Genomic DNA, 24,977 nt, shown 5'->3' on the forward strand with positions numbered 1-24,977 from the left:
CGCGCATGAATGGTCATCGCCCGAGGTCACCGGCCCGTCCGGTCCGGTGCGGGGCAGCGCGCACCGCCCCGGCGGCAGGCACGGCGCGGCGGGGTCCGTGCGGTGGGCTCCCCCGTCAGGCCGGCGGTGGTGGGCGCCGCCGGCCTGACGGGGAGCGTGGTCGGGGTCGTCCCGGGGTGCGGGGCAGCGCACCCCGGGACCCGCCCGGGTCGGCCTGCTACCGGCCGTCGGCCCCGCGGCCGGCGCCGGCGACCGCCGGCTCGTCCGCGGCGGCGGGCTCGCCCGCCTTCCGCTGCCGCAGCACGCGCCGCGTCACCAGGAACGCACCGGCCAGCAGCAGCAGGCCCATCACGACCGTCGCGATGATCTGGATGTACACCCAGGTCGGCGGCGTGTAGGACACCGTGGCCCCCGGAGCCAGCCCGTTCATCGCGTTGGAGTTCGCGACCGTGAACAGGATGTGGTGCGTCGCCGTCCGGATGTCCGTGACCGCCTTCGCCGAGGACGTGTCCGCGTAGGACTTCGACGGCTGGAACGTCAGGGTCAGGTCCGTGCCCGCGCTGATCGCCTGGTTCGGGTTCATGTACGGGTACAGGTTGAAGTCCGTGATGGCGAAGCCCTCGAAGCCCCACTCCCCGCGCAGCACGTTCGTCATGAGCGCCTCGGAGCCGCCGGCCCACGTGGCGCCGATCCGGTTGAACGAGCTCATCACCGCTGTCGAGCCGACCGTGGTGGTCGAGCGCGTGCCCTCGGCGTCCGACAGGTACGACACGTCCATGGTGACGCCCTTGACGGCCATCTCGAACGGCTTGAGGTAGAGCTCGCGGATCGTCTGCTCGGTGGCCCAGGTGGCGATGCCGTTGTTGACGCGGTTGGTCTCCTGGTCGTTCAGCGCGAAGTGCTTGAGCGTCGTGTACACGCCCTTGGTCGCCGCGCCGTTGGAGACCGCCGTCATCATCGCGCCCGACAGCAGCGGGTCCTCCGAGTAGTACTCGAAGTTGCGGCCCGCGAACGGCGAGCGGTGCAGGTTCGCCGCGGGGGCGTACCAACCCTGGACGTTCTTCGCGAGCGCCTCGTTGCCGATCATCTGGCCCATGGCGTGGCCCAGGTCGACGTCCCACGTCTGCGCGATGAGGAACTCCGACGGGTAGGCCACGCCGTTCACCGACGCGTTGATGAACGAGGAGAACCCGGCCGGGCCGTCGAGCTCGGTGGTCGCCGGCTTGCCGATCGAGCCGATCGCCGGCGTCTGGTAGGCGCCGTTGAGCTGCATGTCGGTCATCTCGCCGACCGTCAGGGAGTCGAGCAGCTCGTCCCACATCGGGTCGTCGAACGGCAGGCCGCGGAGGTCGATCAGCGACAGGTCGGTGCTCGCGCCGGTCGTGGGCATGTCGCCCTCGAACGCCTCGGCGGCGGCCTCGTGGTCCCAGGCGGCGAAGCCTGCGGCCACCGCCTCGTCCGCGACGAGCTGGTCGGCGGTCGGCGCCGTGGGGAAGGTGCCGGCGAAGTCCGCGCGGGACATCGACAGGATCTTGCCGTCGGTCGGCTCGGACACGAACTGCGCCGACACGTCGTCGAACTGGTTGGTGACCTCGGCGGCGTCGCTCGCGCGGTGGTTCTCGCCGGAGTACACGACGTCGGAGTCGACCGTGTACCCGATCGGCTCGGTGCCCGCGGCGACCGTGTGCGAGTCGGTGCGGACGGTCAGCTCGTAGTCGCCGGCCTCCAGCACGTACGCCTTCTCGCCCAGGTGGTCGTACGACGCCATGTCCTCGACCGCGATCTCGATCGTGACGGACTCGCTCGCGCCCGGCTCGATGACGCCGGTCTTGTCGAAGCCGCCCAGGACCACCTCGGGCTTCTCGATGCCGCCCGGGGTGTATGGCGCGGAGTAGTAGAGCTCGACCACGTCGCGCCCGGCCACGTCACCGGTGTTGGTGACCTCGACCGTCACGGCGATCGTGCCGTCCACGTCGCCCGCCTGGGTGTCGGTGACCTCCCAGGAGAAGTCCGTGTAGGACAGGCCGTACCCGAACGGGTACACCACGGCCTCGTCGTAGTCGAGGAACCCCTCGACCGCCGCGGTCTCGTAGTAGCGGTAGCCGATGTAGATGCCCTCGGCGTAGTTCACGAACGGCGCCTCGTCGGTCACCGTCGCGTTCGACGTCGCGGTCTCGATCGACGACACCGGGTAGGACACGTCGAGGTTGTCGTAGACGAAGCCGCCGAAGTTCTGGAACGTCGGGTCGGCGGTGAAGTCCGCCGCCCACACGTCCGCGGTGCGACCGGACGGGTTCACGTCACCGGACAGGATGCCGCCCAGGGCGTTGAAGCCCGTGGCGCCCGGCGAGCCGGCCAGCAGGATCGCGTCGACGCCGGCGTCCTCCTGCAGCAGCCCCATCTCCATCGTGGTGGACGCGTTGACGACCACGACGACCGTGTCGAAGCTCGACGTCGCGAGCGCGATCAGGTCCTTCTCGTCCTTGTTCAGCTCCAGCTGGTGCTGGCCCGGCTCGGCGTTGTCGTCCCAGTCCGTCATGTCGCGGGTCAGGTCGCCGCCCTCACCGCCGGGCCGGCCGAGGTACACCACGGCGGCGTCGGAGTAGTCCGCGAACGAGGCCGACTGCGCCTCGTAGCCGTCCACCGGCATCTCGCCGATCGTGTACGAGGACGCCGCGGGGTTGTCCATCTCGATGTGCCCGCGCGGGTTCTCGGCCGCGTACGCCTCGATGGCCGTGTAGACCGCGTCGTTGACCTCGAAGCCGGCGTTCTCGAGCCCCTGGCGGGCGTCGACCGCCGTCGTGGTGTCGACCGAGCCGGAGCCCGCGCCGCCGAACACCGGGTCTGCGGCCGCGCGGCCCAGCATGGTGACCTTCGCGCCCGCGGCCAGCGGCAGCGCGGCCTGCTCGTTCTTCGCCAGGACGATGCCGGCGCCCGAGATCTCCTCGACCAGCGCCTTCGCTGCCTCGTCGACCTCGTCGATCCCGTCGAAGTCCGAGCTGTAGTACTCCGTGTCCCAGTCCGCCGACTCGGCGGAGTTGGTGAACTCGTACGTCCCGGAGCCGAGCTGGGACGCGACCCAGCCGCCCGCGACGACGAGCGCCACGTTCGCCACGACCGTCACCACGGTGAGCAGGGCGAGCACGGGGACCCAGATCCCCAGGAACTTCTTGTTCGACATCCGCTTCTTGGCGTTCTTCGCCCTGGCGTTCACTGCAGTCCTCCTCGAGTGCGGCCGGCGATCAGGTTAGGTGCGGGGTCCGGGCCGTCCGGACGGGCCGGACGATCGGTCGGTTCTGCGGCACGGACCGTCGCCGTGCGCGTGCGCCGGCCCCCTCGGGCGGGCGCACGCGCGCGACGGTCGGCCGGGACCGTCCGCTACTCGGTGACCTCGGTGATGGTGCCGTCCTGGTCGATCTGCCAGGTCTGGCCGGTCGCGGCGGAGTCGCCGTCGATCGTGTACTTCCCGCCGTCGATGTTGACGGTCCCCTGGATGCGGGACGCGGCGTCCGAGTAGGTGTAGGGCACGACCAGCAGGCCGTACTTCACGGTCGGCGCCTGCACGTCGCTCGCCAGCATGATCTGGGCCCAGGAGTCGTCCTCGGCCAGGGCGTCGGCGACGGCCTTCCGGGCGTTCTCCAGGTCCTCCGCGATGTCGGACTCCGACGCCGCCTGCTCCTCGGAGGTGGTGCCGCCGGTGCTGCCGCTGTCGTCGCTGCCGCACGCGGCCAGGCCGAAGACGCCCGTCAGGGCGACCACGAGGGAGAGGCCGGTCGTCAGGGCCTTGTTGCGCTTCACGTCGTTCGCTCCTTGGTGAGTGCTGGCCGCGGGCCCACCCCGCGGCCGGTCCTCCCCGGGGCGGCCGGCGTGCGCCGACCGCCCCGGGGAGGTGGGACGGGTCAGTCCGTGACCGGACCCGCGTAGGTCAGGCCGAAGCCGAACTCGTAGGCGTTGCCCGCCGAGTCGACGTACGGCTCCGTGTCCTCCTGGACGTCCTCGAGCTGCTTCTCGACCGCGTCCATGGACGCCGGGAAGCCGATCGGCAGGCGGCCCTGCGGCTCGTGGAGGCCGATCGCGGTCTCGATGAGCGCCTGGTCGCTGACGCCGAAGCCCACGAGGATCGCGTCGGACTTCGCCTCGAACTCGGCCGGGACGGTCGGGTTCTTGGCCTTGAGGACGGTGATGACCGGGATGTCCTTGCCGGACGCCTCGACGGCGGCCACGGCCCGCTCGAACGCGTCGAGGTCCGACTCGTTCGAGGTGCGCGACGTGTTGCCGAAGTAGGACCGGTTCTCCTGCGTGCCGTCCGCGAGGACGTCGCCGGAGATCGAGACCTTCCGGACGTTCTCGCCGTCCGCCGTGTAGGGGCGGTACTGGAGCGACAGCGGGTACCACTCACCGGTCTCGGTGTCGTGGCCGGAGTTCGCGAACACCGCGCCGCTGCTCGGGCTGTCCATGCCGACCAGCACCAGGTCCACGTCGGACAGGTCGGGGGCGGTGTAGCCCGTCACCTTGCCGTCCGCGTCCTCGACGGCCTCGTCCGTGACGACCTCGGCGAAGTACTCCTCGGCGACCTCGACCGTCAGGCCGGGACCCTCGCTGTACTCGCCCGGGCCGAACAGGCCGGCCTGGCCGGTGTCGAAGTTCCGCGGGATGTAGACCGTCTTGTCGGCCCAGTCGCCCGCCTCGGCGGCGGCGATCGTGTCGGCGTCGTTCTTCAGCATCACGACGGAGTCGAGCTGCGCCTCGTAGCCGGCGTCCAGCTTGTCCTGGCTGGCCACGACCTCCTTCGAGTGCTCGAGGTCGAGGTACGGGTTCTCGTACAGGCCGGGCTGGAACAGCATCGTGAGGATGCGGGTGCCGGACTCCTGGAACCGGGTGTCGGCGTCGACGTCGTTCTCGCCGGCCTCGAAGTCGGCCTGCCACATGTCGTACGCCGCGAGCACCGGCTCGACCGCGTTGTTGCCGCCGAACATGTCGACGCCGTTCTGCAGGATCGCGTAGTGGCGCTCCTCGACCGTCATGTCGTCGGCGCCCCAGGAGGTGCCGATGAACGCGTCGGGGTCGGTGGTGCCGCCGGCCGTCACGGCCCAGTCGGTCACGACCACGCCGGTGAAGTTCTCCCGCAGCAGGCCGGTGCGGTACGAGTCGTACGCGCTGCCCATGCGGTCGCCGCCGCCCAGCGGCTGGCCGTCCGCGTCGAGCGCGATCGAGTACGCCGTCATGACCGCGGCGGAGTCCATCGCACCGAGGAACACCTCGGCGTGCGCGTCGAAGTTGTCGCCCGGGTAGACGCCGTACTTGCCGGCCTCGGTGTGCGACTCGCGCCCGCCCTCGCCCGGGCCGTCACCGGCCCAGTGCTTGATCATCGCGTTGACCGACTCGGAGCCCCAGCCGTCCGCACCCGGCGTCGTCTGGAAGCCGTCCACGTAGGCCTTCGCCATCTCGCTCGCGAGCTCGACGTTCTCGCCGAACGTGCCGTCGACGCGCAGCCAGCGCGGCTCGGTCGCCAGGTCGATCTGCGGGCTGAGCGCGGTGCCGATGCCCAGCGCGCGGTACTCGGCCGACACGGTCTGCGCGAACGCCGTCATCGTCTCGGTGTCGAACGTCGCCGCCAGGCCCAGGTTCGACGGCCAGCGCGAGATGTCGCCGGACGCGTTGTAGTTCCCGCCGCTCTCCGCGGTGGAGCGCGGGTCGGAGCTGAAGTTCACCGGGACGTACGGCTCGTCCTCGGTCGCCAGCGACTCGGCGTACGCCTGGAGCTCGTTGGACCACGTGACGTTGGCCTCGACGTCGTTCGGGCCCGCGTTGAGCACGTTGCGCAGCCGCGACTGCTCCATGTACTCCTTCTGCGCGTCCGTCAGGCCGTCCGCGGGTGAGCGCTCGTGGGAGCTGAAGAGCATGAGGCCCGCGATCTGCTCGACCGACAGGTCCTCGGCGAGGTCGGCCGCGCGGTCCTGCGCGGACTCCCGCCAGTCCTCCCACGTGTCCAGCTCGCCGTTGCCGTTCATGTCCTTGAACGCGAGCTCCTGGCCGTCCACCTCCTCGGTGAGCAGCTCGATGCCGCTGTCCTTGCCGTACGACAGGACGGGGCCGTCGCCCGGGTTGGTGACGACGACGAAGTCCGTCGTGCCGTCGGAGACCTCACGGGTGGTGAAGGAGCTGCCGGCCGAGCTGTCCTCGTCCGAGGAGCTGGGCGAGCACGCCGTGAGGGCGAACAGGGCGACCCCTGCGACGACCGCCGCTCCCTTGACGTAAGCCGTTCTCGTTGTCTTCATCGACCTTCCCTTGTCGTCTGTCGGCCCTGTCCGCGCCCGACCGGTCCGCTCCGTCGTCGGGGCGGTCCGGGCGGCACGTGCGCGACACAGCGCACTGTGCGAACCGATCGCGGTCCCCGGACGTCCTGGTCCTCGGTCCCGCGAGCGTCACGCTAGGAACCGGCCCGCACGCGCAGGGGCGCCGGTGCACGGACGGTCGCTTTGCGTCCACGAACAGTCCGCGAGATCACGGCGAGGTCACGGCCCGGTCACGGCGTCCGGTCACCGTCGTGACCTGCGGGAGGCCCGGCGCAGGGGGCTGCGCGCGCCGCCCTACACTCGACGCGCGCCCGCGGACGCCGGGCGCTCCCCCGCACCGGAAGGCCGCCCGCATGGACCTGCTCGTCGTCGGGGCCGGCCTGTTCGGGCTGACGGTCGCCGAGCGCGCCGCCGAGGCCGGTCTGCGGGTCGCCGTCGTCGAGCGGCGCGAGCACCTCGGCGGCAACGCCTGGAGCAGCGTCGACCCGGGCACCGGCATCGAGGTGCACCGCTACGGCTCGCACATCTTCCACACCTCGAACGAGCGCGTGTGGCAGTACGTGCGGCGGTTCACCGGGTTCACCGACTACCGGCACCGCGTGTACTCGACGCACGCCGGCACGGTCTACCCGCTGCCCATCAACCTGGGGACGCTCAACCAGTTCTTCTCCGCCGCGATGGGGCCGGCCGAGGCCCGCGCGCTGGTGGCCCGGCAGGCCGCCGAGGTCGACGCCGCGGGCGCCGCGAACCTCGAGGACAAGGCGATCTCGCTGATCGGCCGGCCGCTGTACGAGGCGTTCGTCCGGGACTACACCGCCAAGCAGTGGCAGACCGACCCGCGCGAGCTGCCGGCGTCCGTCATCGCCCGGCTCCCCGTGCGCTACACGTACGACAACCGGTACTTCTCGGACCGCTACGAGGGCCTGCCGACCCACGGCTACGGGGCCTGGTTCGAGGCGATGGCGTCCCACCCGCGCATCGACGTGCACCTCGGGACCGACTTCCTCGACGACACCCAGCCGCTGTCCCGCGCGGCCGTGCGCGGGCAGGTGCCCGTCGTGTACACGGGACCGGTCGACCGGTACTTCGACCACCACGCCGGGCCGCTCGGGTGGCGGACGCTCGACCTGGAGACCGAGACGCTGCCCGTGCCCGACTTCCAGGGCACGAGCGTCATGAACTACGCCGACCTGGACGTGCCGTGGACCCGCATCCACGAGTTCCGGCACTTCCACCCCGAGCGGGAGGACCGCCACGCGCCGGACCGCACCGTGATCATGCGCGAGCGGTCCCGGTTCGCGGGGCCCGACGACGAGCCGTACTACCCCGTCGCGACCGCCCAGGACCGCGAGCGCCTGCGGGTGTACCGGGAGCTCGCCGCCGACGAGCCGGGCGTGCACCTCGGCGGGCGGCTCGGGTCCTACCTGTACCTCGACATGCACATGGCGATCGCGTCGGCGCTGTCGCTGTGGGACTCCGGGGCGGTCACCGCCGGACGGTGACGGGCGCCGGTCAGCGGGCCGGCTCGGCGACCGGGGTCTCCGCGGCCGGCCGGCCCTGCGGCAGCGGCAGCAGCACCCGCAGCACGAACCACTGGTCCTCGACGTTCACCGTCATGGAGCCGCCGTACTTCTCCGCGGTGTACCGGATGGACTTCAGGCCGTAGCCGTGCCGGGTCCGGTCCGCCCGCCGGGTGACGATGTGGCCGTCCTCCGTGCGGAGCTCGCCCGTGAACCAGTTCTCGACCGTCAGCAGCGCGAACCGGTCCCGGGCGTACACGGCGACCTTGATGAGGCGCTGCTCCGGCTCCGGCACCGCCCGCGCGCCGTCGATCGCGTTGTCCAGCGCGTTGCCGAACACCGCGGCGACGTCCATCGCGGACATGAAGTCGAGCACCGCCCCGTCCACCACGTACGTCAGGTCGATCCCCCGCTCCGCGCACTCCATGCTCTTCGTCGTGAGGATGACGTCGAGCACGCCGTTGCCGGTGTCCGCCTGGGTGGCGTAGCCCGACACGCTCGCCTCCAGGTCGTCCAGGTACGACGCCCGGCGGCCCGGGTCGCCCTCCGCCCGGATCACGCCGATCTGGTGCTTGAGGTCGTGGTACTTGCGGTTGACGATCTCGATGCTGCGCTTGGACTGCAGGTACTGCTCGTGCTGGCGGCGCAGCATCTCGTCGATCGCCCGCACCTCCGCCCGGGCGCGGTGCTGCAGGCGCTGCCCCTGCTGCGCGTACAGCGCCACGAACCCGCACAGGTCCACCAGCGTGCGGATGTAGAAGATCTCGAGCCCCAGCCGCCCGCTGAACGGGGTGTTCGCGTTGAGGAAGCTGATGTTGCTCATGAAGAACGTGACCAGGGCGATCGCGACCGCGGAGGCCAGCTCCCCCGGCGTGACGTCGAGGGCCTGCGCCGGGCGGAAGTGCCGCGCCTCGACGAAGAAGACCCCCACGAACGCCACGGCGTACACCAGCACGAAGAACGCCGCCTGCCACGCCAGCCCCGGGCGGTCCGCCGGCAGGAAGAAGAAGCAGTGCATCTGCCAGTGCAGCGCCGCGACCAGCTCCGCGAGGACCAGCGCGCGTGCCGCGAAGTAGCCGGCGTCCCGGGCGGACACGCGCGTCGCGCCGAGGATGAACCCGTACATCACGGCCACGGCGGCGGCCATGCCGACCGTCCACAGCTGCAGGGGCAGCCGGTCCGCCAGCTCCTGCACGCCGACCTGCACCACCAGTGCCACGGCGGCCAGCGCCACGAACCGGGCCCGGGGCAGCCGCTGCCGACGCAGCAGGATGTACACCAGGCACGCCAGCCACTCCGCGATCCCGGTCAGCGCCCGCGGGATGTCGGGCAGCGTCTCCATGATCACGTGTGCCGCGCCCCGAGGTAGTCGGTGAGCGCCGCGAGGAACGCCTTCTTGCGGGACCGGCTCACGAGCAGGTCGTGGCCCCCGACCATGAGGCAGCTGCTGCCGTGCACGCCGAGCACGTGCCGCAGGTTCACCAGGTAGCCGCTGTTGCTGCGGAAGAAGCTCTTGCCCTCGAGCTGCGCCTCCAGCGCCTTCAGCGGCCCGACCACCGAGTACCGGCCGTCGACGGTGTGCACGGTCGTGCGGTGCTTCGCGGACTCGAGGAACACGATGTCGTCGGTCGCGACCCGCACCAGGCCGCCGTCCACGGTGAGCAGCAGGTAGTCGGCGGAGCGGCGCCGCAGCCGGGCCACGGACCGCTTGATCTCCTGCGCGAACGCGAAGTACGGCACCGGCTTCAGGACGTAGCTCAGCGCGTCGACCTCGTAGCCCTTGATGGCGTGCTGCGTCATGTTGGTGATGAAGATGATGACGACGTCCGGGTCCACGAGCCGGATCTGCGACGCGGCGCTGAACCCGTCGAGCCGCGGCATCTCGACGTCCAGCAGCAGGATGTCGAAGTCCGGCCGGTACGCCGCGACGATGTCCGCGCCGTCGGGGAACGCCGAGACCCGGAACTCCTCGCCGTGCTCGCGCTCGTAGCGGCGCAGGTGCTCGACGAGCAGCGCCGCGCTCGCGGGGTCGTCCTCGACGATGCCGATCCTGATCACAGTGCCGTTCCCGGGGGTTCTGCGGCGCGCACCGGTGGGGGCGCGCCGGCCGGCCGGAGCCCGGTCGAGCCTGCGTGACGCCCCCTCGCGCAGGAGGCTCCGGCGAGTCGCGCCGATGGTAGGCGAGGCGCGCCTGACATGTCATCCACGCAGGCGGGAGGCCCGCGGCGGACCGGGGTCAGCGCGGCCACGCGGCCAGCAGGTCCTCCGCGCCCCACGTGGCCGCGAGCGGCAGGCCGGGCTCCGCGCCCCCGGGGCACACCGCCACCAGGGAGGTGTCCGCCGTGACCCCGGGCACCGCGACGGCGTCAGCGGCGAGCGCGCGGACCTCGTCCGCCCGCACCGGTGCGGCGGCACGCCACTTCACGGTTCCGACCAGGTGGACGGGCCCCGGTGCGCCGGCTGTCCCGACGAGGTCGATCTCCGGCTGGTTGCTGCGCGGCCACCACCCGCCGACCCGGGTGACCTCGGGGAACCGCTCGTCGGGCAGCAGCCTCTCCAGGGCACTCCGGACGACGGGCTCCACCGCGCGGCCCCGCCAGGCGGCGAAACCCCGCTGCACACGCGCCAGCGCCAGGTCCGGGCGCCCCCGGTCGACCTCCCCGAGCGCGGGTTCGACGAACGCGAGCCAGAAGCGCAGCGACGGGTCGGCGACCCGGTACCGCCGGTTGCGCGGCACCGCCCGGGTCGAGATCGGCTCGTCCGTCGCGACGACCCGCTTGCGGATGAGCGTGCTCAGCATGCCGGTCAGCGTCGTCGCGTTGAGCGGCTCACCCCGCGCAGCACCCTGGATGCCGGAGAACGTGCGCTCGCCCCGCCCCCCGATGGCGGTGAGGACCTGCCGCGCGATCGTCCCCTCGCCGAACTCGGCGTCGAGCACCCGGCTCCCGGACACGACCAGGGCGCTCGTGGACGTCGCGAACGACGACTCGAGGAACTGCTCGAGCGGCGCGCCGGGCTGCCACTCCTGGGCGACGAGCGGCAGGCCCCCGGTGACGAGGTAGGCGTCCACGGCGTCGAAGGCACTGACCCCGCACATGGCGCCGATCTCCACCGGGGACAGCGGGTCGAGGACCATCTCGGTGGCGCGCGCGTGGAACGGCTGGTCCTGGCCCGTGAGACGTTCCATCGTCGCGAAGTCGGACCCCAGGAGCAGCAGGAGCACCGGCTTGCGGGAGAGCCTGGCGTCCCACACCCGCTGGAGCTCGCCGGCCGCGCCGGGCGCCTGCTCGAGCAGCCAGGGGACCTCGTCGAGGACCACGACGGACGGCGTGTCGTCCGGGAGCGCGGCCGCGAGCAGCGTCAGCGCGGCGGTCAGCGTCGAGGGGGTCGAGTCCCGCGCCACGTCGGCGGCCGGCAGGTCCGAGTCGGCGACCGCCTGCGCGAGCAGCGCCAGCTCCTGACCGAGCGGCGCGCCTCGGGCGGCCTGGAAGGTCACCGTCGGCACGCCCAGGCGTCGGACGAGCTCGCCCACCAGGCGTGACTTGCCGACCCGCCTGCGTCCGCGCAGCAGCACCGCCACTCCGGCGTCGGCCCTGCGGCCCTCACGGACGACATCCATCTGCCGCTCGAGGGCGGCCAGCTCGCGCGATCGTCCGACGAACACCTTGGTCCACCCCTCTTTACTCCACCGACGTTTACTATAGTCGAGTAAACTATAGTGGAGTGGAGTTAACTCAGGTCGGGACGGCCATGGCCTCCTCCGCGTCGGCCTCGCCGGACACCGCGCGCACCACCGCGGCGGCCAGGTCGTCCGGGCGGCTGAGCTGCGGCCAGTGCCCGGTCGGCAGCTCCACGATCGTCACGTCGCGCACACGCGCGAGCTCCTGCACGTAGGGGTGGCCCTTCGCCATGAGCTCGCGCAGGAGGGCCTCGGGCATCGTCGAGGCGATGACCGTGACGGGGACGTCGTACCGGCGCTCGTCGTGCAGCACCTGCGGGCCGGCCGCGACCAGCGGCGGGACGGTGAGCGCCCGCGCGCGGAAGTCCGCCCGGACCTGCTCGGACAGCCCCTCGAGCTCCTCGTCCTCGAACGCGCCCCAGTCCGGCAGCGGCACGACGCCGTCCACCACGGGCAGCTCGTCGTTGACGACCCCGCCGTCCGCGAGCGGGCCGCTGTCGACGTAGACCACCTGCTCGACGCGGTCCGGCCGGGCGTCGGCGACCGCGTGCGCCACCGCCCCGCCGCCGCTGTGACCGACGACGACCACGGGGCCGGTGAGGCGGTCGACCAGCTCGACGACCGCGGCCGCCTGGTCGGCCAGCGTGATGCCGGCGACCTCGTCCGCCGCGCCGCCCGAACCCAGCGGGGTGACGGGGTGCGGGGTGTGCCCGGCGGCCTCCAGGGCCGCGGAGACCGGCGCCCAGGAGGACGCGTCGAGCCAGAACCCGGGGATGAGGATGACGTCCATGCACCGACGGTAGCCGCGACCCCCGACACGCGCGCCGGGCGGGTGCCGGGTGTGCGCGGACGGCCCCGGAACCCGCGAGTTCGGCACTCCCAGGCGAGTTCGGCAGTCACAGATGCCGAACTCGCACCCGCAGTGCCGAACTCGCGGCGGCGCCAGGCGGGGCGGGCGGGACGGACGGGGTAGGCGGGGCGGACGGGGTAGGCGGGGCGGGCGGGGCCGCGGGATCAGGTCCGCCGCGGCGGGCCGTCCCGGCCTCAGCGCTCGACGACGAAGGTCTCGGCGCCCGAGGGCACGGCGTCGCGCACGTCGACGTGCGTCACCTCGGCGAACCGGGGCCCGCGGCGAGCCCAGTCCACCAGCGCCGCGACCGCGTCCTGCGGGCCCTCGACGTGCGCCTCGACGGTGCCGTCGGGGCGGTTCCGGACGTGCCCGGTCACGCCCAGGTGCCGGGCCTCCGCCGCCATCGACGCGCGGAACCCGACACCCTGGACGACCCCGTGCACGACGACGGTCCGGGCGGCCACCCGGCCAGTCTGCGCGGCCGGACGGCGCGCCGCCAGACCGGCCCCCGTCCCGCGAGCCCGGGCCCCATCCCCGCGAGTTCGGCAGTCCCAGGCGAGTTCGGCAGGTGCGGATGCCGACCTCGCACGCGGAGTGCCGAACTCGGCGGGTGGGGGTGGGCGGGCTGGGTGGGCGGGGTGGCCGGGGACCTGCCCCTGCGAGGGCCCCGGCCGCCCCGGGGGGTCAGGGGTTGACCGGGCGGTTGCTGCGGAACAGTCCTGCCGGGTCCACCGCGGCCTTGACCGCGCGCAGCCGGTCGACCGTCGCCGGCGGGTACGCCCGCGCGACCGTCTCGTCCCGGTCGAGGAACGTCAGCGGCGCCGTCCCGGTGCTCCACGGGTCCATCGCCGCGAACAGCCCGTCGAGCGCGCCGGTCACGGGGCCGTACGCCTCGGGCACGGGGACGATCGCCAGGCCCGAGAGCAGGTACGGCTCGTCGGCCGTCCCGGCGGCGGACGGCACCCGCTCGCGTGCGAGGGCGCCGCCGACGTGCCGGACCTGCACCTGCATGAGCGGCGTCCCGGAGCCGGCGCCGGCGACCTCGAGCAGCCGGGCGGCGGCTGCCTCGTCGAAGGTGTGCAGCCGCGTGCCGGCGAGCACGGCGGGGCTCGGGTCGACGGGCTCCTCGGCGAGCAGCCCGACCTCGCCGGGCGCGAGCGGGCGGAACGTGTCGCGGAGCACGGGACCGGCGGCCCGCGCAGGGGCGAGCAGCCGCTCCGCCTCCCCCGGGTCGCCGAGGTAGGTGGCGAGCAGCAGCGCCAGGGACAGCCCGCGCATCGGCTCGGGCACCACGGGCGCGTCCGGCAGGTGCAGCACGGCGGCCCAGGTGGTGAGCGCCTCGGGAGCGTCCCGCGTGATCTGCCGGAACGCGCGGAGCACCGCGGGCGCCGCCTCCGCCGGGAAGGCCAGCAGGCCGCCGTACACCTGCGGGGCGGGGAACAGGTCCAGCTCGACGGCGGTCACGAGGGCGAAGTCGCCGCCGCCGCCGCGCAGGGCCCACAGCAGGTCGGCGTCGGCAGGGTCGTCGCCCCGGACCCAGCGGTGCGTCCCGGTGGCGTCGACCACCTCGACCGCGCGGACCGACCCGGCTCCCGTGCCATGGGCGCGGCTGAACCAGGACAGACCGCCGCCGAGGCAGTACCCGACCACCGTGACGTCGGGGTTCGAGCCCACGAGCCCGGTCAGGCCGGTGCCGTCCAGCGCGACCTGCAGGTCGCCCCACCGCACCCCGGCCCCGACGCGGGCGACGCGGGCGTCGGCGTCCACCCAGATGTCGTCGAGCGCGGTGGTGCGGACGAGGACCGCGCCGTCGAGCAGGCGGCTGGCGCCGTGGCCGTTGGGCTGGGCCGTGACAGGGACGTGGTGCGCGGCGGCCCAGCGGACGGTCACCGCGACGTCGTGCGCGTCGGCCGCCTGGACGACGGCGAGCGGGCGCTGGTCGACCAGCACGTTCCAGGGCAGGCGTGCGGCGTCCCACGCGGGGTCGCCGGGTGCGACGAGCGTGCCGGTCAGCGCCGCGCGCAGCTCGTCGAGGGCAGAGGTGTCGAGCGGCGCTCCGGCCGCCAGGTCCGTGGTCATGCCGCCGAGCGTGCTCCGGGCCGCGGGGCGCGCGGTATCCCAGGAACCTGGGTCGTGCGGGCGCCGCGACCCGGGCCGCAGAGATCCCCACAAACATGGGGGTACCGGGACGAACCGGACAGCGGGACCATCGGAGCATGGCGACTCTGCGGACCGAGCCCGTCCGCGCCGGGCTCGACGGTCTCGCGCGGGCGGGCCTCGACTGGCGCGCGTTCGCGCGCGGCGCGATCGACCTGCTCGGCGCGGCGATCCCCCACGACGCGGCCTGCATCGGGCCCGTCGACCCGGACACCGGGCTGCTGACCGGGTCGGTCAAGCGCAACATCGGCGACGACCGCGACGCGGAGTTCCTCGAGCACGAGTACGTCACCGACCACGTGAACCTGTTCCGGTCGCTCGCCCGGCAGGCGAACCCCGTGGGCATCCTCGCCGACGACACCGGCGGCGACCCCCGCAGCAGCAGCCGGCACCGGGAGATGTTCGTGCCGCACTGGTCGCTCGACCACGAGATGCGGGCGTCCGCCCGGACGGACGGCACCCCGTGGGCCGCGGTCGCGCTGTACCGGTCCGGCGGGTCCAGCGGGTTCTCCCCCGCGGAGGCCGACTTCCTCGCGCGGGTGGCCGGCACGCTCGCGGTGGGCGTGCGGGCGGGACTCGTCACGGCTGCCGCGAGCCGGCTCGCGGACGACGGCGCCTCCGGGGCGGGGGGCCGGGTCGCCGGACCCGCCGTGCTCGTGGTCGACGCCGACAACACGGTCTGCCAGACGACCCCGGCCGCGGAGGCCCGCGTCGCCGAGCTCGGCGGCACGCGCTGGGACTCGCTCCCGACGCCGGTCGCCGCCATCACGTCCGCCGCGCGGGCCCTGGGCGACGGCCGCCTCCGGACCGTCCCCCGGCTGCGCGTGCGCACGCCGGCGGGCCAGTGGCTCGTCGTGCACGCGGCGCCGCTCGCGGCGCGCGACGGCGGCCGGCGGCAGGTGGTCGTGACGCTGGAGGAGGCCCGGCCGCCGGAGATCGTGCCGCTGGTGGTCGCGGCGTTCGGGCTGACCGGCCGCGAGCGCGACGTCGTCGCCGGCGTGCTGCACGGCGACAGCACGCAGGAGATCGGCCGGGCCCTGCACCTGTCGCCGTGGACCGTGCAGGACCACCTGAAGGCCGTGTTCGACAAGGCCGGGGTCGGCAGCCGGCGGGAGCTCGTCGCGCGGGTCTACTTCGACCACTACGCGCCGCGGTACGCCGCTGAGCTCACGCCGTCCGGCTGGTACGCCTGACGCCGGCCCCGTCGCACCGCCCGGGGCCGCCGCGACGCCGGGCTCAGGTCCGCCGCAGCGGGATGCCCAGGATCGCGGGGTCGGGCGCGGCCATCGTGTCGAGGCCGTCGGGAACGGGAGGCACGCCGCCCTCGGGCTCGGCGCCGGCCCACGCGCGCCACAGCCCGTCCTGCCGGTGCAGCACGCCGGGGGCCACCAGGTGGGCGCGGCGCCCGGCGTCCGCGAGCTGGCCGCGCAGCCCGGACGCACGCCCGGGCGGCACGAACCCCACGACCCGGTTCCGGCAGACGACCACGACGCCGTCGCCCGCTCCCGGCTCGAACTGCAGCTCCACCGGGACGGGCCGGCCGGCGGCCCGCTCGACCGCGGTCAGCGCGCCCTCGAGGGCGGTCTGCAGCGCGCGGGCCTCCGCGACGGGGAAGCCGGGGCCGACGTCGGCGGTGACGCGGGGGTGGCGGGACCTCACGGGCACAGCCTGCCACCCGTGGCTCCACCGCGCGGGACTCAGGAGGCCAGCAGCCCCAGCCGGCGGGCGGCCGGTGCCGCGCGCAGGACGGTGCGCGCGGTGAGGCCCCGGGTCGAGACCAGCACGTCCACCACAGGTCGGGACTCCGGGAACAGGCGCGCGCCCGCCGCGTAGCGGGAGTCGAACCCCGGGTCGAAGAACGGCGCGTCCGTGGTGGCGAACAGGTACGTGAGGTTGGCGATCCGCCCGATCGCGCCGGGGCTGTACCGCCGGTGCTGCTCCGCGTAGGCGTCCAGGAACCCGAAGTACGCCCCGCCGGACCGCAGCGCGTACCCGTGCCAGAGCGTCTGGCCCCCGGCGGTGAGGCGCAGGACCGTGGCGTCTCCGTCCCGCCGGAACAGCGCGACCACCTCGCGGAACCACCGCTCGGCCCGCGGGTCCAGCCGCAGCGCCGAACCGCCCAGCGCGACGTCGCCCTTCCAGCCGGCGGCCTGCAGCTCGACGAACGCGTCCTCGGCACCCGGGTCGGCGGACACGTCGTGCAGCTCCAGGGGCCCGCCGGTCTCACGGACCAGGCCACGCACGCCCCGGCGCATGTTGCGGCGCTCGTCGGTCGCCATGTGGTCGGTGGCGAGCGGCGGGTCGACCAGCACGCCGTCGGTGAGCGGCGGGAGCTCCGGGACCGTCAGCGCCTCCCGCGGGGCGAACGCGCCGGTGTCGCGCCGCCGCTCCCACGCGCGCATCGGCGTGCGCCGCAGCACCTCGGCCAGCGTGTCGGCCAGCGGCCCCTGACCGGGGAAGCGCCGCAGCTGCACCAGCCCCGGCAGCCCGACCGACGTCAGGCCGCGCAGCAGCGCCTCCAGCGCCTCGGCCTCGCGGCCGCGCAGCAGCAGCGGGTGGTGCCGGTCGGAGTGCACGGTGGTGAACGCGCCACCGGTGGTCGCGGCGAGCACGGGCACACGCCGCGCGACCGGCTTGGTGCTGACGGCGAGGGCGGCGAGCCACTCGCCGCCCTCCTGGACGACGACGACGCGGACGTCGGACGCGTCCTCGCCGCGGTGCCGGGCGGGCACGAGGAAGCGCGGGTCGAGGTACATGTTCGGCCACACCGCGTGGTCGGCGAGGCGGTGCCACGCCTCCACGTCGGCGGGTGTCACGTCGGACAGCGGGATGAGCCTCAGGTGCATGGTGCCCCTCCTGGTCGCGACGGCCGCGGCACAGGAACGCTAGTGTCCGTTTCGTCCCCTTTTGGGTGAGTGAGCGGGTGAAGCGCGTGCTCCGGGCCCACGTCCCGCTCGGAGCCCGGTGCCACCACCCGACCGAGGGTCACCCGGACGGCCCAGCGCCGGGTGGGGGAGGCTGGGGGCATGGCTCCCCGCGCACGGCCCCGCATCGTGTTCCTCGACATCGACGGCACCTACGCCGACCGCGGCGTCGTCCCGCCGGGGCACGTCCGGGCCGTGGCCGCCGCACGTGCCGCCGGGAACCGCGTCCTGCTGTGCACGGGCAGGCCGCGCTCGATGCTGACCCGGCACATCCTCGCCGCGGGGTTCGACGGGATGGTCGCGTCCGCCGGCGGCTACGTCGAGGTCGGCGGCGAGGTGCTGCGCGACCAGCGCTTCCCGCGGGACCTCGCGGAGCGCGTCATCACCGTGCTCGACGCCCACGACGCCGCCTACGTGCTGGAGGCCCCCGAGGCGCTGTACGGGCGGCCCGACGTCCGGCGGCGGCTCGGCGAGCTGCTCGGCGGGCACCTGCGCGACCCGGACACCGCGGCGGACGGGCAGAGCGCCCTCCTCGAGGCGCTGCGCGTACCGGCGCGCCTCGAGGAGTGCTCCTTCGCCAAGGTCACGTACGTCGGCGCCGCGTCCCCGTGGCGCGTCGTGGCGGACGCCCTCGGCGAGGGTCTCGACCTGCTGCCCTCCTCCATCACCGGGCTCGGCGAGACCGCCGGGGAGATCCAGCTCGCCGGCGTCCACAAGGCGCTCGGCATCCAGACGGTGCTCGACCACCTCGGCGCCGACCGCGAGGACGTCGTGGCGTTCGGCGACGGGCCGAACGACCTGGAGATGCTCGAGTACGCCGGCACGTCCGTCGCGATCGCCGGCGCCGACCCGCGCCTGCTGGCCCTGGCGGACCACGTGGCCGCCGGGCCGGCGGCCGAGGGCCTGGCGTCGGCGTTCGCGGAGCTCGGCCTGGTCTGAGCCGCCGCTACCCCGCCGCGGCCCGGCCCACCCGCGGCCGCACCGGCGGGACAGCCGCGAGCAGCGCGCGGGTGTAGTCGTGCCGCGGGTCCGCGAACAGCTCGGCCGCCGGGCGGTGCTCCACCGTGCGCCCCTCCCTGAGCACCAGCACGTCGTGGCTGACCCGCTCGACCACGGCGAGGTCGTGCGCGATGAACAGGTACGTCAGCCCGAGCTCCGCCTGCAGCCGGGCGAGGAGCTCCAGCACGCGGGCCTGGATCGACACGTCCAGCGAGGCGGTCGACTCGTCGAGGATCACCAGGTCCGGCTCGAGCGCGAGCGCCCGCGCGATCGACACCCGCTGCCGCTGCCCGCCGGACAGCTCGTGCGGGTAGCGGGACGCCCACGACGCCGGCAGGTCCACCAGCTCCAGCAGCTCGCCCACCCGTCGGGCCGTCGCCTCCCGCCCCCGGGCCAGCCCGTGGACCCGCAGCGGCTCGGCGACGGACGTCCCGACCGTCGACCGGCCGTTCAGCGACGAGTACGGGTCCTGGAACACCATCGCGATCCGCCGGCGCAGCGCCTTCAGGGCAGCACCCCGCTGGTGCAGCACGTCGACCCCGTCGAGCTCCGCCGTGCCGGCGCGCGGGCTGGTCAGCCCGGTGAGGACGCCGGCGATCGTCGACTTGCCCGACCCCGACTCCCCCACGATGCCGAGCGTGTGACCGCGCCGGACCTGGAACGAGACGTCGTCGACCGCGTGCACCTGCGCACGCCCGGCGGGGCCGCGGACGTCGAAGCGCACGTCGAGGCCCTCGACGGCGAGCAGCACCTCGGCGTCCGCCGGCCCGGGCGCCGGGCGGGACTGCCCGAGCAGCGGGCGGGCGGCGAGCAGCTCGCGGGTGTACGGGTCGCGCGGCCGGTCCACCAGGTCGATCACCGGCTGCGTCTCGAGCTGCACGCCGTCCCGGAGCACCGTGACGTCGTCGGCGACCTGGCCGATGAGCCCGAGGTCGTGGCTGATCCACACGACCGCCGTGCCGAACCGGTGCTGGAGGTCGCGCACCAGGTCCACCACCTGCGCCTGCGTGGTGACGTCGAGGGCCGTCGTGGGCTCGTCGGCGATGAGCAGGGCCGGGTCGCACGCCAGCGCCACGGCGATCATCACCCGCTGCCGCTGACCTCCCGAGAGCTGGTGCGGGTACGACGCGAGCCTGCGCTCCGGGTCGGGGATGCCGACGGCCTCCAGCAGCTCCAGCGCCCGGGCGCGCGCGGCCCGGCCGGTCAGGCCGCGGTGCGCCTCCAGGCTCTCGGTGATCTGCCGCTCGAGCGTGAGGATCGGGTTGAGCGACGTCGACGGGTCCTGGAACACGAACCCGATGCGGTCGCCGTGGACGGACCGCAGCGTGCGGGCGGAGGCGCCGACGAGCTGCGTCGTCCCGCCCGCGCCGCCGGCCCCGCCACCCACCGGCGCGCCGAGCACGCTGCTGCCCGACACCCGCGCCCCGGGCGCGTCCAGCAGCCCGGTCGCGGCGAGCACGGTCATCGACTTGCCGGAGCCGGACTCCCCGACGATGCCCAGGGTCTGCCCGGGTTCCACGGAGAGCGACACGCCGCGGACGATCGGCGTCGGGCCGATCGCGACCCGCAGGTCCGTCACCTCGAGGACGGGGTTCATCGGCGGCTCCTCCTGACGAGGCGTCGGGTCTGCAGCAGGGTGCGCTGCCGCGGGTCGAGCACGTCCCGCAGCCCGTCGCCGAGCAGGTTGAGCGCGAGCACGGTCACGAAGATCGCCAGGCCGGGGAACAGCGCCATCCACCACGCGGTCCCCAGGAACCCCTGGGCGTCGTAGAGCATCCGCCCCCACGACGGCTGCGGCGGCTGCACGCCGAGCCCGAGGAACGACAGCGCGGCCTCCGAGAGGATCGCGAACGCGACCGACAGCGACGTCTGCACGATCACCGGGCCGCTCACGCCGGGCAGCACGTGCCGCCGCAGGATCTCGACGTGCCCGGTGCCCATGGTGCGCGACACCTGCACGTACGGCTCCACCCGCACGGACAGCGCGGCGGCGCGGGCGACGCGGGCGAAGATCGGCGTGTAGACGATGCCGATGGCCAGCTGCGTGGTCGTCAGGCCCGGGCCGAGCACGGCCACGATCGCGAGCGCCAGCAGCATGACGGGGAACGCGAACATCACGTCGACGACGCGCATCAGCACCGTGTCGAGCCGGCCGCCCGCGTACCCGGACACCACGCCGAGGCCGACGCCCACGACGAGCGCGAACGCCACCGCCGCGAGCGCCACCTGCAGCGAGACGCCCGTGGCCACCAGGACGCGCGAGAACACGTCGCGCCCCAGGTCGTCGGTGCCGAACAGGTGGTCCCCCGACGGCCCCTGGAGGGCGGCGGGGACGTCGACCGCGTTCACGCCGTACGGCGCGACGCGGGCGCCGAGCACGGCGACGACGAGCACGACGAGCAGCACGAGGGCGCTCACCAGGTTCACCGGGTTCCCGAGCAGCAGCCGCCAGCGGGCCACCGGGGCGGCGGCCGTGGTGGACCCCGCCAGCGGGGGGCCGGGCGTCACGGGGTCCTGCCGGGCGTCGGTCGTCATGAGAGCCGGATCCTCGGGTCGACGACGGAGTACAGGACGTCCACCACCAGGTTCACCACCAGGAACAGCACCGCGATCAGCAGCACCGCGCCCTGCACCAGCGCGTAGTCGCGCGCGGCGACCGCGTCGAACACCAGGCGCCCCAGCCCGGGCCAGGCGAACACGACCTCGACGACGATGACGCCGCCGAGGATCGTCGCGAGCTGGATGCCCGTGATCGTGAGGATGGGGATCATCGCGTTGCGCACCACGTGCCGGCCGGTGACGACCCGCGGGGACAGGCCCTTGGACCGCGCGGTGCGGACGTGGCCGGCGTGCGCGACCTCCAGCACGGCGGTGCGGATGTAGCGGGTCATGATGGCGGCGGCCACCAGGCCCACGGTCAGCCCGGGCAGCAGCACGTGCCGCGCCCACCCGGCGGGGTCCTGGGACAGCGCCACGTAGCCGGACGTCGGCAGCAGCCCGAGCGTCATCGCGACCACCAGGATGAGCATCTGGCCGAGCCAGAAGTCCGGCACCGAGACGCCCGCCTGGCTGGTCACCCGGACGACCGCGTCGGACACCCGCCCCTCGTGCAGCCCCGACCAGATGCCGGCGGGCAACGAGATCGCCAGGGCGATCAGCAGCCCCACGACGGCGAGGGACACCGTGGCCGGCAGCCGCTGGAGCAGCGTCGTCGTCACGGGTTCTCCCGACCGGAAGCTCACGCCGAGGTCGCCGGTGAGCGCGTGCCCGACGTACGACACGAACTGCTCGAGCAGCGGCCGGTCCAGCCCGCTCGCGGCCCGCAGCGCCTGGTACGACTCCTCGGTGTAGCGCGTGCCGAGCGCGATGCGCACGGGGTCGCCCGGCACCAGGTGCACCAGGGCGAACACCACGACCATCACGCCGAGCAGCACGACGGCCGAGTGCAGCACCCGGCGCGCCAGGAACCGGAGCGCGCCCGACCCCGTCACGGGCGCGCTCCCGTCCCCCGCGAGGGGTGCGTCACGAGCCGGCCAGGGTCACGTCCCGGAACCGGATCGCCCGGTCGGAGCGCGCCGTGTAGTCCTGGAGGTCCGTGCTCCACGCCTGGATGACCGACGGGTTGTAGAGGTAGATGTAGCTCGCCTCGTCCGCGATGGTCGTCGCCGCCTGCGCGTAGAGCTCCTGGCGCGCGTCGGTGTCGGTCTCGACCCGGCCGGCGTCGAGCAGCGCGTCCACCTCGGGGTTGGAGTAGCCCTGCGCGTTGGACCCGCCGTCGCTGTGGTGCTGGGCGTAGTAGAAGTCGTCCGGGTCGATGTTGCCGAGCCAGCCCATCATCAGCAGGTCGAAGCTGCCGGTGTTCTGCTCGTCCAGCCAGGTGGCGAAGTCCACCGTGCGGATGTCGACCGTGATGCCGAGCGGCTCGAGGTTGCTGGCGATGATCTGCGCCGCCGTGACGGTCTCCGGGTAGTCGGAGGTCGCCAGGAAGTTGAGCGTCAGCGGCGTGGTGACGCCGGCCTCGGCGAGCAGCTCCCGCGCCCGGTCGAGGTCCAGGTCGTACTCGTCGTACTCCGTGTACCAGACCGAGTCCTCGGGGATCGCGAGCTGGTTCTCCTGCGCGGTGCCGTAGGACACGGCCTGGAGGATGGACTCGCGGTCGATCGCGTACGCGACGGCCTGCCGCGCGGCGACGCTGTCCCACGGCGCGTGCGCCTCGTTCAGCGCGAGGTACCAGTAGTCGTTCGACGGCGAGGTGCCGACCTCGACGCCGTCGGCGCCCTGGAGCTGCTCGAGCTGCTGCGCGGGGATGGAGTCCGTCCAGTCGATCTCGCCGTTCTGGAGCGCGGCGATCGCGGTGCTGCCCTCGGAGACGAAGGTGAAGTGCACGCCGCCGACGCCGGGCTCACCGCCCCAGTAGTCGGGGTTCGCCACGAGGTCGATCGACTCGCCGGGCGAGTACGACGCGAGCGAGAACGGCCCCGTGCCGACCGGGGCCGTCGTGATGTCGCCGGACTCGACGTTCGCCTGCTCGACGATCGCCATGCCCTTGAACCCGCCCAGGTTGGACAGCAGGTTCGGCGTGGGCTGCGACACCGTGATGTCGACCGTGAGGTCGTCCACGGCCTCGACGTCGGTCACGGACGCGAACTTCCAGGCGTTCGACAGCTCCTCGTCGATGATCCGGTCGTAGGAGTAGACGACGTCCTCGGCGGTGAAGTCGCTGCCGTCGTGGAACGTCACGCCGTCGCGCAGGTGGAACGTCCAGGTGAGCTGGTCGTCGCTGACCTCCCAGGACTCCGCGAGCGCCGGCTGCATCTCGAGGTTCTCGTCCGGCTCGACGAGCGTGTCGAACACGTTCTCGAGCACCTGGAACGCGAAGTAGGAGGACGTCGACTGCGGGTCGAGCTGGTCGGGCTCGCCGGCGATCGCGGCCCGGAGCACCGGCAGGTCGGAGGCGCCGGTGGCTCCGCCGTCGGAGCCGTCGAGGTCCACGGACTCGCCCGCGGAGCAGGCGGAGAGCAGCAGCATCCCGGCGGCGGCGCCGGCGACGCCGGCGGTGAGGGCCCTGCGGGCGGGGGGTCGTCGCATGAGGTCTCCGGGTGGGCTCGGGGTGCGCGGCCGCGGCGGTGGGGGGACCCGCGGATGCATCACCATGTTGATCGTTGCATCAGCCTGACCCCTCACCCCACAATCGGACAAGTCGCTCGGCCGAGTCGAAACACGACCGCAACACACGGAGCCCGCCCTGACCTACACGATCCTCGTCGCCCAGCCCGGCCTGCTCGGCGCCGCGACCGCCAGCCGCTCGCTGGCCGCGGGCAACGCCGTGCTCGCCGTCGCGCCCCACGTCGGCGTCACGGTCAGCCAGGCCTGGACGAACCGTCGGCTGCGCGGCCTGCTGCTCGGCGCGCTCGCCGACGGCGAGGCCCCCGCCGCCGCCGTCGCCCGCGTGCCCGAGTGGGACGAGGAGCCCGAGCTGCGCCAGGTGGCCGCCCTGACCCCGGACGGCCGCGGCGCCCACCGCACCGGCGCGTCCTGCACGGCCTGGGCGGGCGGGCTCGTGGCGCCGGGCGTCGTCGTGGTCGGCAACCTGCTCACGGGGCCCGAGGTGCTCGACGCGATGCTCGACGCCTGGACCTCCGGCGCCGGGGTCCCGGAGCAGGCGCCGCCGCTCGAGCCCGAGCTCGCCGAGGCGCTCACCGAGACGTTCGACGCGCCCGTGGTGTCGCCGGTCGACCCGGCGCTCGCGCTCGCGCACCGCCTCGCCGCCGCGCTGCGGGCCGGGGAGGCCGCCGGCGGCGACCGGCGCGGGCGCCAGAGCGCCGCGATCCAGGTGGCGCGCACCGCGTCCGAGCGGATCTGGCCCCCGCAGCTCGCCGTCGACCTGCGGGTGGACGACGGCGAGCACCCCGTCGACGAGCTCGGGCGGCTGCTCGCGCTGCCCGGGGCGTCGTCGCCGGCCGCGTGAGCCGGCTCAGCTCTCCGTCGGCGAGACGGCGCCGAGCACCACGGTGACGCCGTCGTGCGCGTTCGCCCACCAGTGCGGCGTCGAGCAGCCGTAGGTCATCGCGTCCCCGGGACCGAGCTCCACCCGCCGCTCGCCGTGCACGACCAGCAGCCGCCCCTCCTCCACGAGCACCGACTCCGTGCCGAGGTGCCGGAACGGCCGGCCCTCGTTGGTGAAGCCGGCCGGCAGCGTCGAGCGGATGAGCTGCAGGTTCGACTGCATGCGGGGTGTGAGCAGCTCCCGCACGGGCGGCGCCGCCACGCCCGGCGTCTCCGGCAGCCGGTGCCGCTCGTCCGCGCGCACCACCATCTCGTCCCCGCCGAGGCCCGACAGCAGCTTGGGCAGCGTCACCTGCAGCGCGGCCGCCAGCCGGTGCAGGGAGACGAAGCTCGGGTTGCCCTTGCCGCGCTCCAGCTCGCTGATGAGGCCGAAGCTCACGCCGGACAGCTCGCTGAGCGTCTTCACGGACAGCCGCTGGCGCTGGCGCTCCACCTTGAGGGCGGCGCCCAGCGCGGCGATCTCGAGCTTCTCGTCGTCCGGCACCC

20 protein-coding genes are annotated in these 24,977 nt (G+C 73.9%); 4 read left to right on the forward strand and 16 right to left on the reverse strand.

Annotation, left to right across the window (positions count from 1 at the left end; genetic code table 11):
- Nucleotides 1–217: 217 nt before the first annotated feature.
- From K5O09_RS15380 to K5O09_RS15390, 3 genes are all read right to left on the reverse strand, one after another.
- Nucleotides 218–3,214 carry a glycoside hydrolase family 3 C-terminal domain-containing protein gene (locus K5O09_RS15380; protein ID WP_255595704.1) on the reverse strand — a complete coding sequence of 999 codons (2,997 nt, stop codon included), beginning with the start codon at nucleotides 3,212–3,214 and terminating at the stop codon, nucleotides 218–220.
- A 164-nt stretch (nucleotides 3,215–3,378) separates the two neighbouring features.
- Nucleotides 3,379–3,798 carry a hypothetical protein gene (locus K5O09_RS15385; protein ID WP_222170325.1) on the reverse strand — a complete coding sequence of 140 codons (420 nt, stop codon included), beginning with the start codon at nucleotides 3,796–3,798 and terminating at the stop codon, nucleotides 3,379–3,381.
- 101 nt (nucleotides 3,799–3,899) lie between these two features.
- Nucleotides 3,900–6,278: a glycoside hydrolase family 3 N-terminal domain-containing protein gene (locus K5O09_RS15390; RefSeq protein ID WP_222170326.1), complete on the reverse strand. Its 2,379-nt coding sequence runs from the start codon at nucleotides 6,276–6,278 to the stop codon at nucleotides 3,900–3,902.
- A 371-nt stretch (nucleotides 6,279–6,649) separates the two neighbouring features.
- Here K5O09_RS15390 and glf point away from each other — a divergent pair, with 371 nt between their 5' ends.
- Complete coding sequence (gene glf / locus K5O09_RS15395) at nucleotides 6,650–7,798, forward strand: UDP-galactopyranose mutase (protein WP_222170327.1); 1,149 nt, start codon at nucleotides 6,650–6,652, stop codon at nucleotides 7,796–7,798.
- Nucleotides 7,799–7,808: 10 nt separating this feature from the next.
- Here glf and K5O09_RS15400 read toward each other — a convergent pair whose 3' ends face one another.
- From K5O09_RS15400 to K5O09_RS15425, 6 genes are all read right to left on the reverse strand, one after another.
- A complete protein-coding gene (locus K5O09_RS15400) occupies nucleotides 7,809–9,158 on the reverse strand; it encodes an ATP-binding protein (protein ID WP_222170328.1) in 1,350 nt (449 codons plus the stop codon).
- Between the two features lie 2 nt (nucleotides 9,159–9,160).
- A complete protein-coding gene (locus tag K5O09_RS15405; protein WP_222170329.1) occupies nucleotides 9,161–9,874 on the reverse strand; it encodes a LytTR family DNA-binding domain-containing protein in 714 nt (237 codons plus the stop codon).
- Nucleotides 9,875–10,052: 178 nt separating this feature from the next.
- Nucleotides 10,053–11,480, reverse strand: coding sequence for an ATP-binding protein (locus K5O09_RS15410; RefSeq protein WP_222170330.1), 1,428 nt, complete (start codon nucleotides 11,478–11,480; stop codon nucleotides 10,053–10,055).
- Nucleotides 11,481–11,550: 70 nt separating this feature from the next.
- Entirely contained in the window at nucleotides 11,551–12,285 is a 735-nt protein-coding gene (locus K5O09_RS15415; protein WP_222170331.1) for an alpha/beta fold hydrolase, read from the reverse strand.
- 254 nt (nucleotides 12,286–12,539) lie between these two features.
- Nucleotides 12,540–12,809, reverse strand: a complete 270-nt coding sequence (locus tag K5O09_RS15420) for an acylphosphatase (RefSeq protein WP_222170332.1) — start codon at nucleotides 12,807–12,809, stop codon at nucleotides 12,540–12,542.
- Between the two features lie 220 nt (nucleotides 12,810–13,029).
- The gene (locus tag K5O09_RS15425; RefSeq protein ID WP_222170333.1) at nucleotides 13,030–14,424 is read right to left on the reverse strand and encodes an FAD-binding oxidoreductase; all 1,395 of its coding nucleotides are present in this window, start codon (nucleotides 14,422–14,424) and stop codon (nucleotides 13,030–13,032) included.
- Nucleotides 14,425–14,561: 137 nt separating this feature from the next.
- On the opposite strand from K5O09_RS15425, the gene K5O09_RS15430 reads away from it, so the two are divergent.
- Nucleotides 14,562–15,695: a helix-turn-helix transcriptional regulator gene (locus tag K5O09_RS15430; protein ID WP_255595709.1), complete on the forward strand. Its 1,134-nt coding sequence runs from the start codon at nucleotides 14,562–14,564 to the stop codon at nucleotides 15,693–15,695.
- A 43-nt stretch (nucleotides 15,696–15,738) separates the two neighbouring features.
- Here K5O09_RS15430 and K5O09_RS15435 read toward each other — a convergent pair whose 3' ends face one another.
- Both K5O09_RS15435 and K5O09_RS15440 read right to left on the reverse strand, forming a co-directional pair.
- On the reverse strand, nucleotides 15,739–16,161 hold the full coding sequence (locus K5O09_RS15435) for a hypothetical protein (RefSeq protein WP_222170335.1): 423 nt from the start codon (nucleotides 16,159–16,161) through the stop codon (nucleotides 15,739–15,741).
- Nucleotides 16,162–16,199: 38 nt separating this feature from the next.
- Nucleotides 16,200–17,348 (reverse strand): GNAT family N-acetyltransferase, encoded by a 1,149-nt coding sequence (locus K5O09_RS15440; RefSeq protein ID WP_222170336.1) that lies wholly within the window; start codon nucleotides 17,346–17,348, stop codon nucleotides 16,200–16,202.
- 180 nt (nucleotides 17,349–17,528) lie between these two features.
- Here K5O09_RS15440 and K5O09_RS15445 point away from each other — a divergent pair, with 180 nt between their 5' ends.
- The gene (locus K5O09_RS15445; RefSeq protein WP_222170337.1) at nucleotides 17,529–18,365 is read left to right on the forward strand and encodes an HAD hydrolase family protein; all 837 of its coding nucleotides are present in this window, start codon (nucleotides 17,529–17,531) and stop codon (nucleotides 18,363–18,365) included.
- 7 nt (nucleotides 18,366–18,372) lie between these two features.
- On the opposite strand, the gene K5O09_RS15450 is transcribed toward K5O09_RS15445, so the two are convergent.
- The 4 genes from K5O09_RS15450 to K5O09_RS15465 are packed head-to-tail and all read right to left on the reverse strand — an operon-like array spanning nucleotide 18,373 to nucleotide 23,513.
- Complete coding sequence (locus K5O09_RS15450) at nucleotides 18,373–20,022, reverse strand: ABC transporter ATP-binding protein (protein WP_222170338.1); 1,650 nt, start codon at nucleotides 20,020–20,022, stop codon at nucleotides 18,373–18,375.
- Complete coding sequence (locus tag K5O09_RS15455; protein ID WP_222170339.1) at nucleotides 20,019–20,960, reverse strand: ABC transporter permease; 942 nt, start codon at nucleotides 20,958–20,960, stop codon at nucleotides 20,019–20,021. The genes K5O09_RS15450 and K5O09_RS15455 overlap by 4 nt, the downstream gene beginning before the upstream one ends.
- Nucleotides 20,957–21,916: an ABC transporter permease gene (locus K5O09_RS15460; RefSeq protein WP_255595712.1), complete on the reverse strand. Its 960-nt coding sequence runs from the start codon at nucleotides 21,914–21,916 to the stop codon at nucleotides 20,957–20,959. The genes K5O09_RS15455 and K5O09_RS15460 overlap by 4 nt, the downstream gene beginning before the upstream one ends.
- A gap of 31 nt (nucleotides 21,917–21,947) precedes the next feature.
- The gene (locus K5O09_RS15465) at nucleotides 21,948–23,513 is read right to left on the reverse strand and encodes an ABC transporter substrate-binding protein (protein ID WP_222170340.1); all 1,566 of its coding nucleotides are present in this window, start codon (nucleotides 23,511–23,513) and stop codon (nucleotides 21,948–21,950) included.
- Between the two features lie 169 nt (nucleotides 23,514–23,682).
- On the opposite strand from K5O09_RS15465, the gene K5O09_RS15470 reads away from it, so the two are divergent.
- Entirely contained in the window at nucleotides 23,683–24,393 is a 711-nt protein-coding gene (locus K5O09_RS15470) for a DUF1028 domain-containing protein (protein ID WP_255596397.1), read from the forward strand.
- Nucleotides 24,394–24,399: 6 nt separating this feature from the next.
- On the opposite strand, the gene K5O09_RS15475 is transcribed toward K5O09_RS15470, so the two are convergent.
- Nucleotides 24,400–24,975, reverse strand: a complete 576-nt coding sequence (locus K5O09_RS15475; RefSeq protein WP_222170341.1) for a helix-turn-helix domain-containing protein — start codon at nucleotides 24,973–24,975, stop codon at nucleotides 24,400–24,402.
- Nucleotides 24,976–24,977 lie beyond the last annotated feature (2 nt).

The sequence above is a fragment of the Cellulomonas sp. C5510 genome (assembly GCF_019797765.1).
Taxonomy (GTDB): Bacteria; Actinomycetota; Actinomycetes; order Actinomycetales; family Cellulomonadaceae; genus Cellulomonas.

Excerpts from the sequence above, each read along its gene's own strand:
- K5O09_RS15390 (WP_222170326.1), bottom strand. The coding sequence starts at position 6,278 with ATGAAGACAACGAGAACGGCTTACGTCAAGGGAGCGGCGGTCGTCGCA.
- glf (WP_222170327.1), top strand. The coding sequence starts at position 6,650 with ATGGACCTGCTCGTCGTCGGGGCCGGCCTGTTCGGGCTGACGGTCGCC.
- K5O09_RS15400 (WP_222170328.1), bottom strand. The coding sequence starts at position 9,158 with ATGGAGACGCTGCCCGACATCCCGCGGGCGCTGACCGGGATCGCGGAG.
- K5O09_RS15415 (WP_222170331.1), bottom strand. The coding sequence starts at position 12,285 with ATGGACGTCATCCTCATCCCCGGGTTCTGGCTCGACGCGTCCTCCTGG.
- K5O09_RS15425 (WP_222170333.1), bottom strand. The coding sequence starts at position 14,424 with ATGACCACGGACCTGGCGGCCGGAGCGCCGCTCGACACCTCTGCCCTC.
- K5O09_RS15430 (WP_255595709.1), top strand. The coding sequence starts at position 14,562 with ATGGCGACTCTGCGGACCGAGCCCGTCCGCGCCGGGCTCGACGGTCTC.
- K5O09_RS15440 (WP_222170336.1), bottom strand. The coding sequence starts at position 17,348 with ATGCACCTGAGGCTCATCCCGCTGTCCGACGTGACACCCGCCGACGTG.
- K5O09_RS15445 (WP_222170337.1), top strand. The coding sequence starts at position 17,529 with ATGGCTCCCCGCGCACGGCCCCGCATCGTGTTCCTCGACATCGACGGC.
- K5O09_RS15450 (WP_222170338.1), bottom strand. The coding sequence starts at position 20,022 with ATGAACCCCGTCCTCGAGGTGACGGACCTGCGGGTCGCGATCGGCCCG.
- K5O09_RS15455 (WP_222170339.1), bottom strand. The coding sequence starts at position 20,960 with ATGACGACCGACGCCCGGCAGGACCCCGTGACGCCCGGCCCCCCGCTG.
- K5O09_RS15465 (WP_222170340.1), bottom strand. The coding sequence starts at position 23,513 with ATGCGACGACCCCCCGCCCGCAGGGCCCTCACCGCCGGCGTCGCCGGC.